Genomic DNA, 14,193 nt, shown 5'->3' with positions numbered 1-14,193 from the left:
ACCCCTGGTGCTAGCGATCCAGCAGATCCTGCAGCGCCGGTTCGACCTCCGGGAACCGGAAGCGGAAGCCGGCTTCCCGGGCCCGGCGCGGCACGGCCCGCTGGCCGCTCAAGAGCAGGGCGTCGGCCATCTCCCCCAGGGCCAAGCGCAGGGCGAAGGCCGGTGCCGGCAGCCAGGACGGCCGGCGCAGCACCCGCCCCAGGGCCCGGGCCAGGTCCCGGCTGGTCACCGGCTCAGGCGCCGTGCCGTTGAAGGGGCCTTCCAGGCCCGGCGTTTCGATGAGGAAGACCAGAAGGGCCACCAGGTCGTCCAGGTGGATCCAGGGCACCCACTGCCGCCCATGACCCAGCGGCCCACCGGCACCCAGCCGGAAGGGAAGAACCAGCCGGGGCAGGGCGCCCCCCTCCCGGGCCAGGACGAGCCCCGTCCGCACCAGGACCACCCGCACGCCGGCCGCTCCGGCCTTGCGGGCCTCGGCTTCCCAATCCACGCAGACCCGGCTGAGGAAGTCGTCCCCCGGCGGCGCTTCCTCGTCGATCACCTCGTCGCCCCGGGGCCCGTAGTAGCCCACGGCCGACCCGCTCACCAGCACCGCCGGCCGGGGCTCGGCCGCCTCGATGGCCTGGACCAGCGCCCGGGTGGCCTGGATCCGGCTTTCCCGGATCCGCTCCTTCTGGCGCGGGGTCCAGCGGCCGGCGGCAATGGACTCCCCCGCCAGGTTGACCACCGCCCCCGCGCCGGCCACCGCCTCCCACCAGCCCGGCCGGGGGTCCCCGGGCGCCACCGGTTTCGCCGTCCAGGACAGGTAGCGCAACAGCCCTCCGCCGCCATCCGCCCCCTCCCCGGCCGCCGCGCCGGCCGCCGTACCCGTGGGCCCGCCCGTCGCCCCCCGGGTGAGGATGACCACCTCATGCCCCAGCGCTCGCAGCCGGCGGGCGAGGGCCGATCCGATCAGGCCCGTGCCGCCGCTGATCACCACCCGCATGGCTGTCCCTCCCACGCGGCTTTTGCCGCACTTTCCGCCTCGGACCCCTTACCGGAATCGAGACGATCTTCGCACCGGCCGGTGTCCGTTTCCAAACCGAATCAGCCCAGGGGATCGAGGTCATCCTTGCGAGCCGCGGGCCCGGTGCTGCCGCGCCCCTGTCTAATATTGCCAGTTCGCGGTCCGGACTGGGGGATCCTGCTCACCTCGCTGCCGCGGTCACCAGGACGGGCCATCTTCCGGGGGCCTGCCTGCCCAATTCGGGGCCGGCGGCCTGACATCGAAGCCACTAATTAAATTCGTTGATCATGTTATTGACTTTGTTTAATACCGTGTTCATCATCGTTATGTAAGGCTTCCCGGGAACGGGAGGAGGAATCCCCGTGTCCGTCACCGGCAACCCCAAAGGCGCCCCGGCCCGCAACGCCACCCCGGCCGGGCCCTCGACGCGCAAGGCAGCGTCTCCGCCTTCCCTCTGGCGCCGGCGCCCCTTCGTCGTGCTGTGGCTGGCCCGGATCGTCTCCGTGGCCGGCGGCATGGCCAACATGATGGCCATCCAGTGGTGGGTCCTTGAGACCACCGGCTCGGCCCAGTGGATGGCCAGCGTCAACGCGGTGGTCACCCTGGTCATGGCCGTGGCCGGCCTGCCGGCCGGCGTGCTGGCCGACCGCTGGCACCGCGGCCGGTTCTTCCTGATTCTGGAGGTGGGGCGCGGCCTGGTGATGGCCGCCCTGGCCGCCCTGCTCTTCACCGGCCGGGCGACCCTCCCCGCGGTCCTGGCGCTTCTCGCCGTGGATGCCGCGGGCCTCGCCCTCTTCGTACCCCTGAGCAGTGCCATCTGGCCGGAGCTGGTGCCGCCCCAGCAGCTGGCCGCAGCCAATGGCCTGGTGGCCACCGGCGAGAGCGTCGGCCGGATTGCCGGTCCCGCCCTGGGCGGCGTGCTGGCCAGCCGGCATCCGGGCTGGGCCGCCCTGGCCGACGCCGTCTCCTATGCCGTCTCGGCCGTGGCCATCCTGCTGGCGGGGGCCCTGGGCTGGAAGGCGCCCTCGCCGTCCTCTCCCGATGAGACGGCGGGCCGGCCCGGCACCGCCTCCGAGGCCGGCGCTGCGGCCATATCCGAAGCGGGCGGTGGCGCCGGCAGCCGCCCGGCCGGCCCGGCCACGGGCTCCCACCGCTCCTTCGCCGCCCAGTTCCGGGAGGGGGTGGCGGCCGTCTTCGGGCGGCCCGACCTGGGCCCCTTCTTCATCCTGGTGTCGGTCCTGAACCTGGCTTTCGCCGCTTCCTTCGTCCTGATCCCCGTGGTGGTGCAGCGGGTGCTGCAAGGGGGACCCCAGGTGCTCGGGTGGATCCAGGCATCCTTGGCCGTGGGCGCACTGGCCGGCGGCCTGCTGGCGGGGACCGGTCGAGGGCCGCGCCGGGCCCGGGGCTGGATGCAACTGATCGTCCTCCAGGCCCTCCTTGGCGCCGTGCTGGGCTCCAGCCGCTGGCTGCCCGCCAGCATCGCCGCCGGGTGCCTCTTCGGCGTGGTGAACGCCCTGGTCAACGTGGCCGCCACCACCATGCTCCAGCAGGCCGTGACCCCCGATCTCCGCGGCCGGGTGTTCGGCCTGCTCTACACCGTGGCCATGATCCTGCAACCCCTGGGTCAGATGGCCGGCGGCACCCTGGCCGACCGGGTCCCCGTCCCCATGATCTTCGCCACTACGGCCCTTTTGACCGTGCTCGCCGTGGCGGCGGCCTGGTGGCGGGCCCCGGCCATGCGCACCCTGCTGGATCACCCCGCCGCCGGGAACGCCGCGAGCGGGTCCGGGGCTGTGGAGGTGAATCGCGGATGAGACCGCCCTTTGAAGTTCCCGCCCGCTGCCCCCACTGCGGCCATGACCTGGAGGTCCGGGAGGTGGCCTGCCCGGCCTGCGCGACCCAGATCCGGTCCCGCTACCGGCTGAGCCCCTTCGACCTCCTGGATCCGGAACAGCGGCGGTTTGCCCTGCTCTTCCTGCGGGCAGCCGGCAACCTGCGGGAGATGGAGCGGATGCTGGGGGTGTCGTACCCCACGGTGCGCAAGAAGCTGGACGAGATCATCGAGGCCCTGGGCGGCCCCGCCACTGCGGGCTCCGGCGAAGGGGGAGCCGGTTCGCCCGGCACCGCTTCCCCCCGGGGACGAACCCGGCAGGCCATCCTGGAGCGGGTGCGGCGGGGCGAGCTGGCGGTGGACGAGGCGCTGGAACTGTTGAGCGCCGCGGGTCCGGCCAGCAGCCCGGGGCCCGGCTCCCGCCCGGCAGCCGGCTCGGGCGGCGGCCCGGACCTTGAGGACCACCGTATTCGGCCTGGGGAAGGGGAGGAACCACAATGAAGGAGCACACGGCCGGGTCCCGGCTGGTGGAAGGCGTGCGCCGGGTGGAGGTCCACGGCGGGCGGCTGGCGGTGCGGGTTCGTCCGGGCTACGGGCTTGACTGGGAGGGCCCGCCCTCCCTGGTGGCAGAACGGGAGGGCGAGGCCCTGGTCCTGCGCACCCCCCACCCCCGCCGCTGGACGGGCTGGATTGGGCCTGAGGAGCAGCTCAGCCTGACCTTGCCGCCGGCGGTGGAGGCCCTGGTGGTGCGCTGTACGGGCGAGGTCGACCTGCGGGACCTGGACCTGGAGGGCGACCTGCACGTGCGGGCGGGGGATCTCAGGGCCTCGGGCTGCCGCGGCCGCTGGCGCATCCGCACCGGCGCCGGGGACGTCACCCTGGTGGGCCAGCACGGGGACCTGGAGGTGCAGGCGGGGGCCGGCGAGGTGGCGGTGCGGGGCGGCCGGCTGCGCAGGGTGCGCATCCGCACGGGGGCAGGCGACGTCTTCCTCGACGCGGAGGTGGAGGCGGAGGCCGAGGTGACCACTGGGGCCGGCTCCGTCGACCTGCGGCCCCGCAACCAGGGGGCGGCCCGGATCCAGGCGCGATCCGGGTTCGGCAACGTGGTCCTCGACTTAGCCGGCGTGCGGGGCGGGCGCATGGAGCTGCAAACCGGGGCGGGGACGATCCACGTGCCCGGGGGGATCCACGTGGGCCGCCGGGGCGGCCTGGGCCAGCGGGTCGTGGACAGCCTGGGGCCCGGCGAGGGCACCGTGGAGATCACCACGGGAGCGGGGAACATCCGGGTGGTGGGCTATGGTGCGGCGGACCGCTCCGGCGGGGGTGAGGGCGCCGGACCGGTGCCGGGGCCCTCAACGGCTCCGCCCGCCGGACCGGCCCGGCCGGAGGATCCGGCCCCCAGTCCCGGCCCGGCCGGAGCCGGCTCGCCGCCAGCGGGAGCGGGATCCGGTCCTGGGCACCCCGCGCCGGGGCATCCTGGCCCCGGTGGTGCCGCCCTGGGCTTCGCCCCCGGCTCCGGCGCCGGTGCGGCCGCCGCCGGCGGGACTCCGGCCCCCGCAGGAACCCCCGAGACCACGGGGCCCAGGGGGGATGTACCCGCTCCGGCCGGTCCGTCGCCGGTCCCCGAGGGCGGAGGCCGCGGCCCCTACCACCACCCGCGCCAGGTGCTGGAGGCCCTGGCCCGAGGAGAGCTCACGGTGGAAGAGGCCGACCGCTGGCTCGAGGTCCTGGAGGGTGCCGGTCGGGATGGCGAAAGCGAGGCCTGACGGCCCGGCCGCCTCCGGCCGCCTGCCGGTTCAGGACACCCCCCGCGCCCCTGCCCGGCGGCCTGCGCCATGCATAGTCCTGGAAAGCCGTGGGCACCTTGGAACCGGCGCCCCACCACGGGAGCGGGCCACCCCTGCGGAGGGTGGGGCGCCGGGGAGGGTTCGTCCCGTGCACGTGCTGATGTTCGACCCGGCCAGCACCACCTGGCATTACGGGTACATTCCCGGCGCCTCCCGCACCCCCACCCAGGGCACCCTGCGACCGGTCAGCGCCACCCTCTGGTTCGGCATCGTGCTGTCGCTGCTGCGCGGGGCGGGGTATGCCCTGCCGTCGCCGCCCTCGGGGGAGACGGCGTCGGTGCTGGTCAGCTGGGACCGGGAGGGCAACGCCTCCGTCTTTCCCCTGGGGAAGAACGCCGCCGACCGCTGGACGGAGCTGGGCCACGTCCTCCACCGGGTGGCCCAGTCGCTGATCGAGGATCCCGAGGCCTGGGAGACGGCCATCATCGAACCCGAGGGCGGGGGCAAGGGCTAGCCGGCCGTTCCCCCACCCCCGTGCCCCTCGTCGCGGGCCCCACGACCGGCTTGCCCTTGGCCCAGCGCTGCCCGGCAAACCGGTGATCCTCCGGCGAACCCGCCTTTCATCCCCCGCAGCAGGCCCATCCGCTGGTGGCGGGCGGCAGCCCCAGCCGGATCCGGACCTCTGCCAGCAGGGAAGGTACGGTGCGGTTGGGCTGCCGCCCGGCGTCCGGTCCCGCCCTCGTCAAGGCCGGTTCCCCGTCAGAGCCTGCCGGAGGGCCGTCACGAAGGCGGTCGCCGCATCCACCACCGCGCGGACCCTCGCCTGTTCGTCTGTGGACGAGCCATCCCGGGCCGCCTCCTCGATCCGCTCCACCAGGGCGGAGCCCACGATGACGCCGTCGGCATGGGCGGCCAGGGCCCGGGCCTGCTCCGGCCCCGAGACGCCAAAGCCGATGGCCACCGGCCGCGGCCCCGCCGCCCGGATACGGTCGAGCCACGCGGGTAGCTCGTCGGGCAGGTTCTTCCGCGCCCCCGTCACCCCCGTCACCGAGACGCAGTAGACGAACCCGCCCCGCCCGGCCGCGGCCCGCCGCACATGCTCGGGCGAGCTGGTGGGCGCCACCATGGGGATCAGGTGCAGACCGGCCGCCCGGAAGGCGGCCTCGGCCCGGCCCCGCTCCACCATGGGCAGGTCGGGGACGATCACCCCGTCCAGGCCGGCGGCGGCCAGGGGGCTGGGGTCATCCAGCAGGCCGCGGGCCAAGAGGGGGTTGGCGTAGGTCAGCAGCACCAGGGCCCCGTCCACGCCCTGGACCCGCAGGTCCCGCACCAGATCCAGGACCCCCGCCAGCCGCACCCCGCGGGCCAGGGCCTTCTGGGTCGACTGCTGGATGGTGGGCCCGTCGGCCAGGGGATCGGAAAAGGGCATCCCCACCTCCACCACGTCGGCGCCCGCGGCGAACAGCGCGGGCACCAGTTGCCGGGTGACCGCCAGGTCGGGGTGCCCAGCGGTGACGTACACGATCAGCGCCGCCCGCCCCTCGGAGCGGGCCCGGGCCAGAGCGGCGTCCAGGCGGTTGACCGGCTCGGGCACCTCCGCGCCGGCCTCCACCCCACCGGCCGCCACCCCACCGGCCGCCGCTTCACCAGCTACTGCCCCACCCGCTACCGCTGGATCCACCGGCTCTCCTCCTTTCCCCGGGACCCCGCGGGGCCCGTGGTCCCGCAAGCCGCTGCTGGCGCCATGGGGCCCGCGGCCCCGGCCGCCGCCGCGGGCGCTCCGGCCGCGGCAGCCACCGGCGCCGCTGCGGGCATCCCCCGCCCCACAGGTCCCGCCGTGATCCCGGCTTCCGCTGGGTTGCCAAGCATGGGGCGGCCGGCGTCGTGGCTCGGGTTGCCGCCGGGAGCGCTCCGGTTCACGCCCCGGCCGGCGCGGCCCCGCAGCCGCGCCACCTCCGCCACGTCCTTGTCGCCCCGCCCCGACAGGCTGACCACCACGACGCTGCCCGCCGGCAGCTGGGGCAGCAGGCGCCGCAGGTAGGCGATGGCATGGGCGCTCTCCAGCGCCGGGACGATTCCCTCCGTCCGGCAGAGCAACTCGAAGGCTTCCAGCGCCTCCTCGTCCGTCACCGCCTCGTACCGGGCCCGGCCGCTGGCCTTGAGGTAGGCGTGTTCGGGCCCGACGCCGGGGTAGTCCAGGCCGGCGGAGACGGAGTGGGCCGGCTGCACCTGGCCGTCCTCGTCCTGCAAGAGGTAGCTCAGGGCCCCGTGGAGGATCCCCGGCCGCCCGGCCGTCAGGGAGGCCGCGTGGCGCCCCGTCTCCAGGCCCTCTCCCGCCGCCTCCACCCCGATCATGGCCACCCCCGCGTCGTCCACAAAGGGGTAGAACAGGCCCATGGCGTTGCTGCCCCCGCCCACGCAGGCCACCAGCACGTCGGGCAGGCGCCCCTCCTTCTCCAGGACCTGCGCCCGGGCCTCCCGCCCGATCACCGACTGGAAATCCCGAACCATGCGGGGATAGGGGTGGGGACCCACCACCGACCCGATGATGTAGTGGGTGTCCCGCACGTGGGTCACCCAGTGGCGGATGGCCTCGTTGGTGGCATCTTTGAGGGTGGCCGTTCCCGAGGTCACCGGCCGGACCCGGGCACCCAGCAGCTCCATGCGGAAGACGTTCAGCTGCTGGCGGCGCATGTCCTCGGCGCCCATGAAGACCTCGCACTCCAGCCCCAGCACCGCCGCCGCCGTGGCCGTGGCCACGCCGTGCTGCCCTGCCCCCGTCTCGGCGATCACCCGCCGCTTGCCCATACGCCGGGCCAGCAGCGCCTGGCCCAGAGCGTTGTTGATCTTGTGGGCCCCGGTGTGATTCAGGTCTTCCCGCTTCAGGTAGACCCGCACCCCCGGGTTGCCGCAGGCGGCCGCCAGCCGGTCCGCCCGGTAGAGGGGCGTGGGCCGGCCGCAGAACTCCGCCAGGTAGCCCTCCAGCTCCGCCCGGAAGGCCGGGTCCGCCGCGGCCTCCCCATAGGCCTGCTCCAGTTCTTCCAGGGCGGGGATCACCGTCTCCGGGACGAACCGGCCCCCGAAGGGCCCGAAGTAGCCCCGGGCGTCGGGCCCCGTCCCCGACCCGCCCGGAGCCGCCGCCCCCTGGGCTGCGTGGTGGTGCATCGCTCTCTCCCTCTTTTCCTGCCCTGCTCGCTGGCGATGGTTTCCTTCCCGGCATGCCGGCGATGGTGGTCGCTGCCGCTGCTCCAGGCGGCGCTCACCGCCCCGGTCCCTTCCTATCTGGGTTACGGTCCCGTCCTATCTCAAGCCCGCCCATCGCTTGTCCGCATGGCTTGCCGGCGGCTTCTCCCGGACCGGCTCGGGACCGCCGCCGACCGCCGCCCGGGCGGCGGCGATGAAGCGGGCGATCCGCTCAGGGTCCTTGACCCCGCGGGCCCGTTCGACCCCGCTGGAGACGTCGACGCCCCAGGGGCGCACAGCCCGCACCGCCTCGGCCACGTTCTCGGGATTGAGCCCCCCGGCCAGGATCAGCGGCCGCCGGCGGGCCAGCCAGGCGGCTGCCGCCCAGTCGGCCCGCTGCCCCGTTCCCCCGCGCTGGCCGGGCAGCGCCGCATCCAGCAGCACGCGGTCGGCCCGGGTGACCAGGGCCTGCTGGAGCTCGGGGGACTCCCCTTCCCCGGCCGTGGTCGCCGCTGCGCTGGAGTGCCCTGCCCCGCCGGTCCCCGCAGTTTCGCCGGGGTCGTCTTGGCTGCAGGTGCCCGTGGCTTCGCTGGCGGCCGCTACCGTGCCATGGGCCACGGCTGCACCGCGGCCCGCGGCCGCGGCGGTCCCGCCCGCAGCACCCCTGGCCGCCGCCGCCACCGCCCGGATCACCCGCAGCCCCTCGGCCTGGAGGGCAGCCACCAGGTCCTCCGGCTCGTCGCCGTGGAGCTGAACGTGGGTCAGCCCCGCCTGGCGAGCGACGACCAGGATCTCGGCCAGCGAGGCATTGACGAACACGCCCACCAGGGCAGGGCGCGGTCCGAAATCGCCGGCGGAACCGGCCCTGCCGGCCCCCGCCGGTCCCCTCTCCAGCGGCAGTTCCCGCGGTAGCCCGGCTACGATGCGCGCCACGGTGGCCGGGTCGACCTGCCGGGGGCTCGGAGCAAAGACGAAGCCCAGGGCGTCGGCGCCCGCCTGCAGGGCCGCCCGGGCGGTGGCCGCATCCCGCAGGCCGCAGATCTTGATCCAGAGACCGGCCGTGCTCACCGCTCCCCGCCTCCCGGCAGCACCTTCGGGGTGCAGTTCGCCGCCGCGCCGGGCCACCGGCTCAGCACCGGGTCCCGCGACCGGCCCCATGCGAGGTTCCGCAGCCCGTCCGACAGCCCGTCCGGCACCGGATCCCGGGGCCGGACGGGTGCCGCACCCCGCGACCAGCCTGGGACCGGTGGGCGCGACCGGACCGGTTTCGCCTCCAGCCAACGGTCCCGGGCGCCCTTCGGATAGAAGCCGCCGCCACCGCGGCTCACGGAGCCCCACCCCCTGCGCCCGCCGCCAGCTGGCGAAGCCACCCGGCCGGATGCCCGCTGCGCATCAGCGCCTCGCCCACCAGCACGGCGTCGGCTCCCAGGGCGTGCAGCTCCCGGGCCCGCTGCGGGGTGGCGATGCCGCTGGCGGCCACCCGGATGGCTTCCTCCGGCAGGAGGGGCACCAGTTCCGCAAACCGCCCGGGGTCGAGGGTGAAGGTGTCCAGGTCCCGGTGGTTCACGCCGATCAGCCGCGCCCCCGCGGCGACGGCCGCCTCCACGTCCCGGCGGTCGTTGACCTCGACGAAGGGCTCAAGGCCCGCCTCTTCAGCCGCCCGCACCAGCCGGGCCAGCAACCGGGGCGGCACGATGCGGGCGATGAGCAGCACGGCGTCGGCCCCGGCCAGCACGGACTCCAGAAGCTGGTACCGACTGACGATGAAATCCTTGCGCAGCACCGGCAGCCCCAGGGGCCGCACCCGCCCGAGATCCGCCACATCGCCCTGGAAGTGATCCGGTTCGGTCACCACGCTGAGCGCCGCCGCACCGCCTTCCACGTAGGCGCGGGCTTGCCCCTCGGGGTCGAAGCTCCCGCCGCCGGCGCCTGCCAGGCGCCCGGCCGCCGGCGAGGCCCGCTTGATCTCGGCGATCACCGCCGGCACCGGCCGCCGGCGCCCTCCGGCCAGGGCCGCAGCCAGGCTGCGGCGGGGTTCCCGGGCTAATACCTCTTCCACCGCCCGCTCCAGGACGGCCTCGGGCCGCCGGGCCTGCCGCTCCGCCAGGCGCCGCTCCACGCTGGCCACGATGGCGGCCAGCCGGCCCGCCAGGGCGCCCTGGGTCATCCCGCCACCTCCCCGGCTGGCCGGGGGGCCAGCGCCTGGGCCAGGCGCACCCACTCCTCCAGCTTGGCGGCCGCCGCACCGCTGTCCAGGAGCCGGGCCGCCTCGGCCACCCCTTCCCGCAGGTCGCCCACCCGGCCGGCGGCCAGAAGGGCGCCGGCGGCGTTGAAAATGACGGCGTCGCGGTACGGCCCCCGGCGCCCCTCCAAGACCTGGCGGGCGATGGCCGCGTTGCGGGCGGGATCGCCGCCGGCAATGGCCTCGAGGGGATACACCGGTAGCCCGGCGGCGGCCGGTTCCACCGTCGTGAGGGTGACCTGGTCGCCGTCCACCCGGCCCACCAGGGTGGGACCGCAAACGGACATCTCGTCGAGGCCCGGCGCCCCGTGGACCACCAGGGCCCGTTCCACCCCCAGCTCGGCCAGCACCCGGGCCACCGGCTCCACCAGCTCGGCGGCGTAGACGCCCAGCAGCTGGTAGCGGGCTCCGGCCGGGTTGGTCAGCGGGCCCAGCAGGTTGAAGATGGTCCGGATCCCCAGCTCCCGGCGGGGGCCGGCGGCATGGCGCATGGCCCCGTGGAGCCGGGGTGCGAAGAGGAAGGCGATGCCCACCTCGTCCAGGCAGCGGCCCAGGGCCGCCGGCTCCAGGTCCAGGGGCACGCCCAGGGCCTCCAGCACGTCGGCGCTGCCGCAGCGGCTGGAAACGGACCGGTTGCCGTGCTTGGCCACCGGCACCCCCGCGGCCGCCGCCACGATGGCCGCCAGGGTGGAGATGTTGAAGGTGTGGCGGCCGTCGCCCCCGGTGCCGCAGGTGTCCATCACCCCCTGGCGCCGGGTGGGCACCGGGGTGGCGTGGCGCCGCATCGCCCGGGCCGAACCGGCGATCTCTGCCGGCGTCTCCCCCTTCATGCGCAGGGCCACCAGATAGCCGGCCACCTGGGCCGGGGTGGCCGCCCCGGACATGATGACGTCCATGGCCGCTTCGGCCTCGGCGGCCGTCAGGTCGCGGCCCGAGAGCACCCGGGCCAGGGCCGCCTGCAGGGCGTTGCTCTCCATTCAGGACCCCTCCTCCACCCGTGGGGACGAACCGGCCGGCACTGCCTGCGGGCCCGCGGCGGCCGGCACCGCCGCCGGGCGGCCCTGGTGCCCGGACGGCGCGGGCCGGGACTGGACCCGGCGGCGCTCGGCCTGGAACCGGCCGGCAATGGCGAGGAACTGCTCGAGCATGTCCCGGCCCCGGGGCGTCAGCACCGACTCGGGATGGAACTGCAGGCCGTAGACCGGCCGGTGCCGGTGCCGCAGGCCCATGATCAGGCCGTCGGCAGTCCAGGCGCAGGCCTCCAGCTCGGGGGGCAGGCTGGCAGGGTCGACCACCAGCGAGTGGTACCGGCCGGCCTCCAGGGGCGAGGGCAGGCCCGCCAGCAGTCCCGTGCCGTCATGGAAAACCGCCGACGCCATGCCGTGGACGGGCTCGGGGCCCCGCACCACCCTGCCCCCCAGGGCGGCGGCGATAGCCTGGTGCCCCAGGCATACCCCCAGCAGGGGGCGGCGGGCGTCCAGCCGGCGCACCACCTCCATGGAGCAGCCGGCCTCGCGGGGGGTGCAGGGTCCCGGGGAAAGGACTACCGCATCGGGATCCCGGGCCTCCACTCCCTCCCCGTCGATGGCGTCGTTGCGGAAGACCTCCACCTGGGCGCCCAGCTCGGCCAGCAGCTGGACCAGGTTGTAGGTGAAGGAGTCGTAGTTGTCGATCACCAGCACCCGCAGGCTCACGCAGGACCCCCTCCTTCCCCTTCGGCAGCCACCACCGCCGCGGCCGCGGGGCCGGCGGCCGCCCCCCCGGCGACGGGCCCGGGGGCAGCGGGCTCGGCGATGGGGCCGGAGCCACCGGCCGGGGCCCAACCGGCGGCCGGGCCCCCGGCGGCGAGCCCCCGGCGGCCGCCGGCAACGCGGGCGGCGGCCGGCGCCGAGCCGGGTTCGTCCGGTAGACGGGACGGGGCCTTGCCCAGGGCGGCCGCCAGGGCCAGGGCCCGCAGCCCCGAGCGGGCCTTGGCCTCCGTCTCGGCCCACTCGCCCTCCGGTTGCGAACCGGCCACCACGCCGGCCCCGACCTGCAGGAAGCCCCGGCCGGCATGGAGCACCAGGGTCCGGATGGCGATGCACATGTCCAGGTCGCCGTCGTAGCCCAGATACCCCACCGCCCCGCCGTAGGGACCGCGGGCGACGGGTTCCAGCTCGTCGATGATCTCCATGGCCCGCACCTTGGGCGCCCCCGTCAGGGTACCGGCGGGGAAGCAGGCGGCCAGGGCGTCCACGGCGTCGCGGCCTTCCGCCAGCTCGCCGGCCACGTCGGAGGCCAGGTGCATCACGTGGGAGTAGCGCTCCACCGCCATGAACCGCTCGACCCGCACGGTGCCCGGGCGGCACACCCGGCCCAGGTCGTTGCGGCCCAGATCGACCAGCATGGTGTGCTCGGCCCGCTCCTTGGGATCCGCCAGGAGCTCGCGTTCCAGGGCCCGGTCGTCCTCCTCGCCCCGGCCCCGGGGCCGGGTACCCGCCAGCGGCCGGGTCAGGGCCCGCCGGCCCTCCACCCGCACCAGAAGCTCGGGCGAGGCGCCGAGCAGCGTGGTCTCCCCGTCAAAGCGGAGGAAGAACATGTAAGGGGAGGGCGAGATCACCCGCAGGGCCCGGTAGAGGTCGAGATCCTCTGGGACCGCACTGGCGGCACCGGCAAGGCCCGGCGCCGGCGTGCCCCCACCGGCCCGCCCGTCCCGGGCCTGCGCGCCCGTCACCGGCGCACTCCCAGCGCCGGCAGGCCCGTCCCCGGCCGGCACGCCCGGCGCCGGCGCGCTCCCGGCGCCGGCGGGCCCGACCGCCGCCGGCCCGTCTCCGGCGCCCGCTGCGGGAGGCCAGGCGAACTCGAACCGGCGGGAGAGCACCACCTGGAACACGTCCCCGGCCCGGATGTACGCCTGGGCCCGGCGCACCGCCGCGAGGAAGTCCCCCGCCGCCATGTTGCTGTGCAGGCCGGCCGGGACCATGGCCTGCGCCCCGGCGCCGCCGTCCAGGCGAAGAAGGGGCCGGGGCGGCAGGGGCGCCTCCAGGGCGGCCAGCGCTTCCTCCAGCCTGCGCCGGGCGGCCCGGCGCGCTTCTTCCTCGGACCGCCCGGGAAGGTCCAGCACGGGCGCCATGAGGTAGAGCCGGTGGGTGCGGTGATCCAGCACCGCCAGCAGGGCGCACTCCATGAACCGGGCCACGGGGAGCAGGGGATCGGCGGGCGGCCGCCCCGGCAGCCGCTCGAGGAAGCGGACGGCATCGTAGCCCAGGTATCCCACGGCGCCGCCCGCGAAGCGGAAGCCGGGGGCAACCGGGCGCCGGGGGACGAACCGGCGCAGGGCGGCGAAGGGGTCGGCCGGACCGGGCGTGACGTCGAGGACGGTACCGCCGGGTTCGTCCCGGTGATAGATCACCGACCCCGAGCCGGTGCAGACCAGTTCCCGGACCGGCCGGACACCTACGTACGAATAGCGCCCCGACCGCTCGCCGCCGCCCAGGCTTTCCAGGATGAATCCGGGCCCGTCGCCGGCCAGCCGCCGGAACAGGGTCACGGGCGTCTCCTGATCCAGAGCCAGCTCCAGAACCAGGGTCGCGGGTGCACTGGCCATGGCGGTCTCCTCTCCCTTCCCTTGGCGGCCGCCCGGTCAGCGGGGGCCGGAAGACAAGCGGCGCCTTCCGTCCGGGGACGGAAGGCGCCGTTCCGTGGTGCCACCCCAATTAGGTCCACCGGGCCCGCACCCGCCGCCCGGCCCGCTGTCGCGACGGCGGGCGGGAGGCGGCAGGGTGCCTGTCGGGGACCGCGGCGCCGGCTACGCGATGCCGGCGTAACAAAAAATCCCTTTCGCCTTCGGGGCGAAAGGGAGCTTCCGCGGTGCCACCCGAGTTAGGCCGGTAGGCCTCACTCGTTCGGGTACGGGCTTTCGGCCGATACCCTCCCCCGGGTCACGGTGGGGGCTCCGGCAGGGCCTACTGGCGGCCCGGGAGGGCGGGCGCCGCGTTCGGCCTGCGGCTTGCGGGTCCATTCAGCGTGCCCTGTGACGGACCGGCCTCGCACCATCCCGGATGGCCCGGGTCGCCGGCTCGCTGGCCGCCGGTACACGCCTACTCGTCCCGCGCATTGCCTTTGGCGAACTGAACTGTTGCCTCGGATTGTAGAAGGACCCGCC

General features: G+C 75.4%; 11 protein-coding genes and 1 pseudogene. 4 read left to right on the top strand and 8 right to left on the bottom strand.

The window, feature by feature from the left end:
* Nucleotides 1–10: 10 nt before the first annotated feature.
* Entirely contained in the window at nucleotides 11–985 is a 975-nt protein-coding gene (locus THESUDRAFT_RS05195) for a TIGR01777 family oxidoreductase (protein WP_006903693.1), read from the bottom strand.
* Between the two features lie 383 nt (nucleotides 986–1,368).
* On the opposite strand from THESUDRAFT_RS05195, the gene THESUDRAFT_RS05190 reads away from it, so the two are divergent.
* The 4 genes from THESUDRAFT_RS05190 (at nucleotide 1,369) to THESUDRAFT_RS05175 (ending at nucleotide 5,138) form a co-directional block, all read left to right on the top strand.
* Nucleotides 1,369–2,820 (top strand): MFS transporter, encoded by a 1,452-nt coding sequence (locus THESUDRAFT_RS05190; RefSeq protein ID WP_006903692.1) that lies wholly within the window; start codon nucleotides 1,369–1,371, stop codon nucleotides 2,818–2,820.
* Entirely contained in the window at nucleotides 2,817–3,338 is a 522-nt protein-coding gene (locus tag THESUDRAFT_RS05185; RefSeq protein WP_006903691.1) for a DUF2089 domain-containing protein, read from the top strand. The genes THESUDRAFT_RS05190 and THESUDRAFT_RS05185 overlap by 4 nt, the downstream gene beginning before the upstream one ends.
* Nucleotides 3,335–4,603, top strand: coding sequence for a DUF4097 family beta strand repeat-containing protein (locus tag THESUDRAFT_RS05180; protein ID WP_006903690.1), 1,269 nt, complete (start codon nucleotides 3,335–3,337; stop codon nucleotides 4,601–4,603). Before THESUDRAFT_RS05185 ends, THESUDRAFT_RS05180 begins: the two co-directional genes overlap by 4 nt.
* 169 nt (nucleotides 4,604–4,772) lie before the next feature.
* Entirely contained in the window at nucleotides 4,773–5,138 is a 366-nt protein-coding gene (locus THESUDRAFT_RS05175) for a hypothetical protein (RefSeq protein ID WP_006903689.1), read from the top strand.
* A 228-nt stretch (nucleotides 5,139–5,366) separates the two neighbouring features.
* Here THESUDRAFT_RS05175 and trpA read toward each other — a convergent pair whose 3' ends face one another.
* From trpA to THESUDRAFT_RS14300, 7 genes and pseudogenes are all read right to left on the bottom strand, one after another.
* The gene (trpA, locus tag THESUDRAFT_RS13320; protein ID WP_006903688.1) at nucleotides 5,367–6,305 is read right to left on the bottom strand and encodes a tryptophan synthase subunit alpha; all 939 of its coding nucleotides are present in this window, start codon (nucleotides 6,303–6,305) and stop codon (nucleotides 5,367–5,369) included.
* 254 nt (nucleotides 6,306–6,559) lie between these two features.
* Nucleotides 6,560–7,789: pseudogene (trpB, locus tag THESUDRAFT_RS13315) on the bottom strand (tryptophan synthase subunit beta); the annotation flags it as partial.
* A gap of 135 nt (nucleotides 7,790–7,924) precedes the next feature.
* Entirely contained in the window at nucleotides 7,925–8,875 is a 951-nt protein-coding gene (locus THESUDRAFT_RS14950; RefSeq protein ID WP_006903686.1) for a phosphoribosylanthranilate isomerase, read from the bottom strand.
* A gap of 256 nt (nucleotides 8,876–9,131) precedes the next feature.
* Nucleotides 9,132–9,974: an indole-3-glycerol phosphate synthase TrpC gene (locus THESUDRAFT_RS05150; RefSeq protein ID WP_006903684.1), complete on the bottom strand. Its 843-nt coding sequence runs from the start codon at nucleotides 9,972–9,974 to the stop codon at nucleotides 9,132–9,134.
* The gene (gene trpD / locus THESUDRAFT_RS05145) at nucleotides 9,971–11,026 is read right to left on the bottom strand and encodes an anthranilate phosphoribosyltransferase (protein ID WP_006903683.1); all 1,056 of its coding nucleotides are present in this window, start codon (nucleotides 11,024–11,026) and stop codon (nucleotides 9,971–9,973) included. Before trpD ends, THESUDRAFT_RS05150 begins: the two co-directional genes overlap by 4 nt.
* Nucleotides 11,027–11,743 carry an anthranilate synthase component II gene (locus THESUDRAFT_RS05140; RefSeq protein ID WP_006903682.1) on the bottom strand — a complete coding sequence of 239 codons (717 nt, stop codon included), beginning with the start codon at nucleotides 11,741–11,743 and terminating at the stop codon, nucleotides 11,027–11,029. It lies immediately after the preceding gene.
* On the bottom strand, nucleotides 11,740–13,635 hold the full coding sequence (locus THESUDRAFT_RS14300) for an anthranilate synthase component I family protein (protein WP_006903681.1): 1,896 nt from the start codon (nucleotides 13,633–13,635) through the stop codon (nucleotides 11,740–11,742). The genes THESUDRAFT_RS05140 and THESUDRAFT_RS14300 overlap by 4 nt, the downstream gene beginning before the upstream one ends.
* Between the last annotated feature and the right edge of the window lie 558 nt (nucleotides 13,636–14,193).

It is taken from the genome of Thermaerobacter subterraneus DSM 13965 (genome assembly GCF_000183545.2).
Lineage (GTDB): Bacteria > Bacillota > Sulfobacillia > Thermaerobacterales > Thermaerobacteraceae > Thermaerobacter > Thermaerobacter subterraneus.
The sequence above is the reverse complement of the archived record's forward strand: the minus strand, read 5'-3'. Positions and strand labels throughout refer to the sequence as shown.

What these genes read in the sequence shown, in the direction of transcription:
- THESUDRAFT_RS05195 (WP_006903693.1), bottom strand. Translation starts at nt 985, where the DNA reads ATGCGGGTGGTGATCAGCGGCGGCACGGGCCTGATCGGATCGGCCCTC.
- THESUDRAFT_RS05185 (WP_006903691.1), top strand. Translation starts at nt 2,817, where the DNA reads ATGAGACCGCCCTTTGAAGTTCCCGCCCGCTGCCCCCACTGCGGCCAT.
- THESUDRAFT_RS05180 (WP_006903690.1), top strand. Translation starts at nt 3,335, where the DNA reads ATGAAGGAGCACACGGCCGGGTCCCGGCTGGTGGAAGGCGTGCGCCGG.
- THESUDRAFT_RS05150 (WP_006903684.1), bottom strand. Translation starts at nt 9,974, where the DNA reads ATGACCCAGGGCGCCCTGGCGGGCCGGCTGGCCGCCATCGTGGCCAGC.
- trpD (WP_006903683.1), bottom strand. Translation starts at nt 11,026, where the DNA reads ATGGAGAGCAACGCCCTGCAGGCGGCCCTGGCCCGGGTGCTCTCGGGC.
- THESUDRAFT_RS14300 (WP_006903681.1), bottom strand. Translation starts at nt 13,635, where the DNA reads ATGGCCAGTGCACCCGCGACCCTGGTTCTGGAGCTGGCTCTGGATCAG.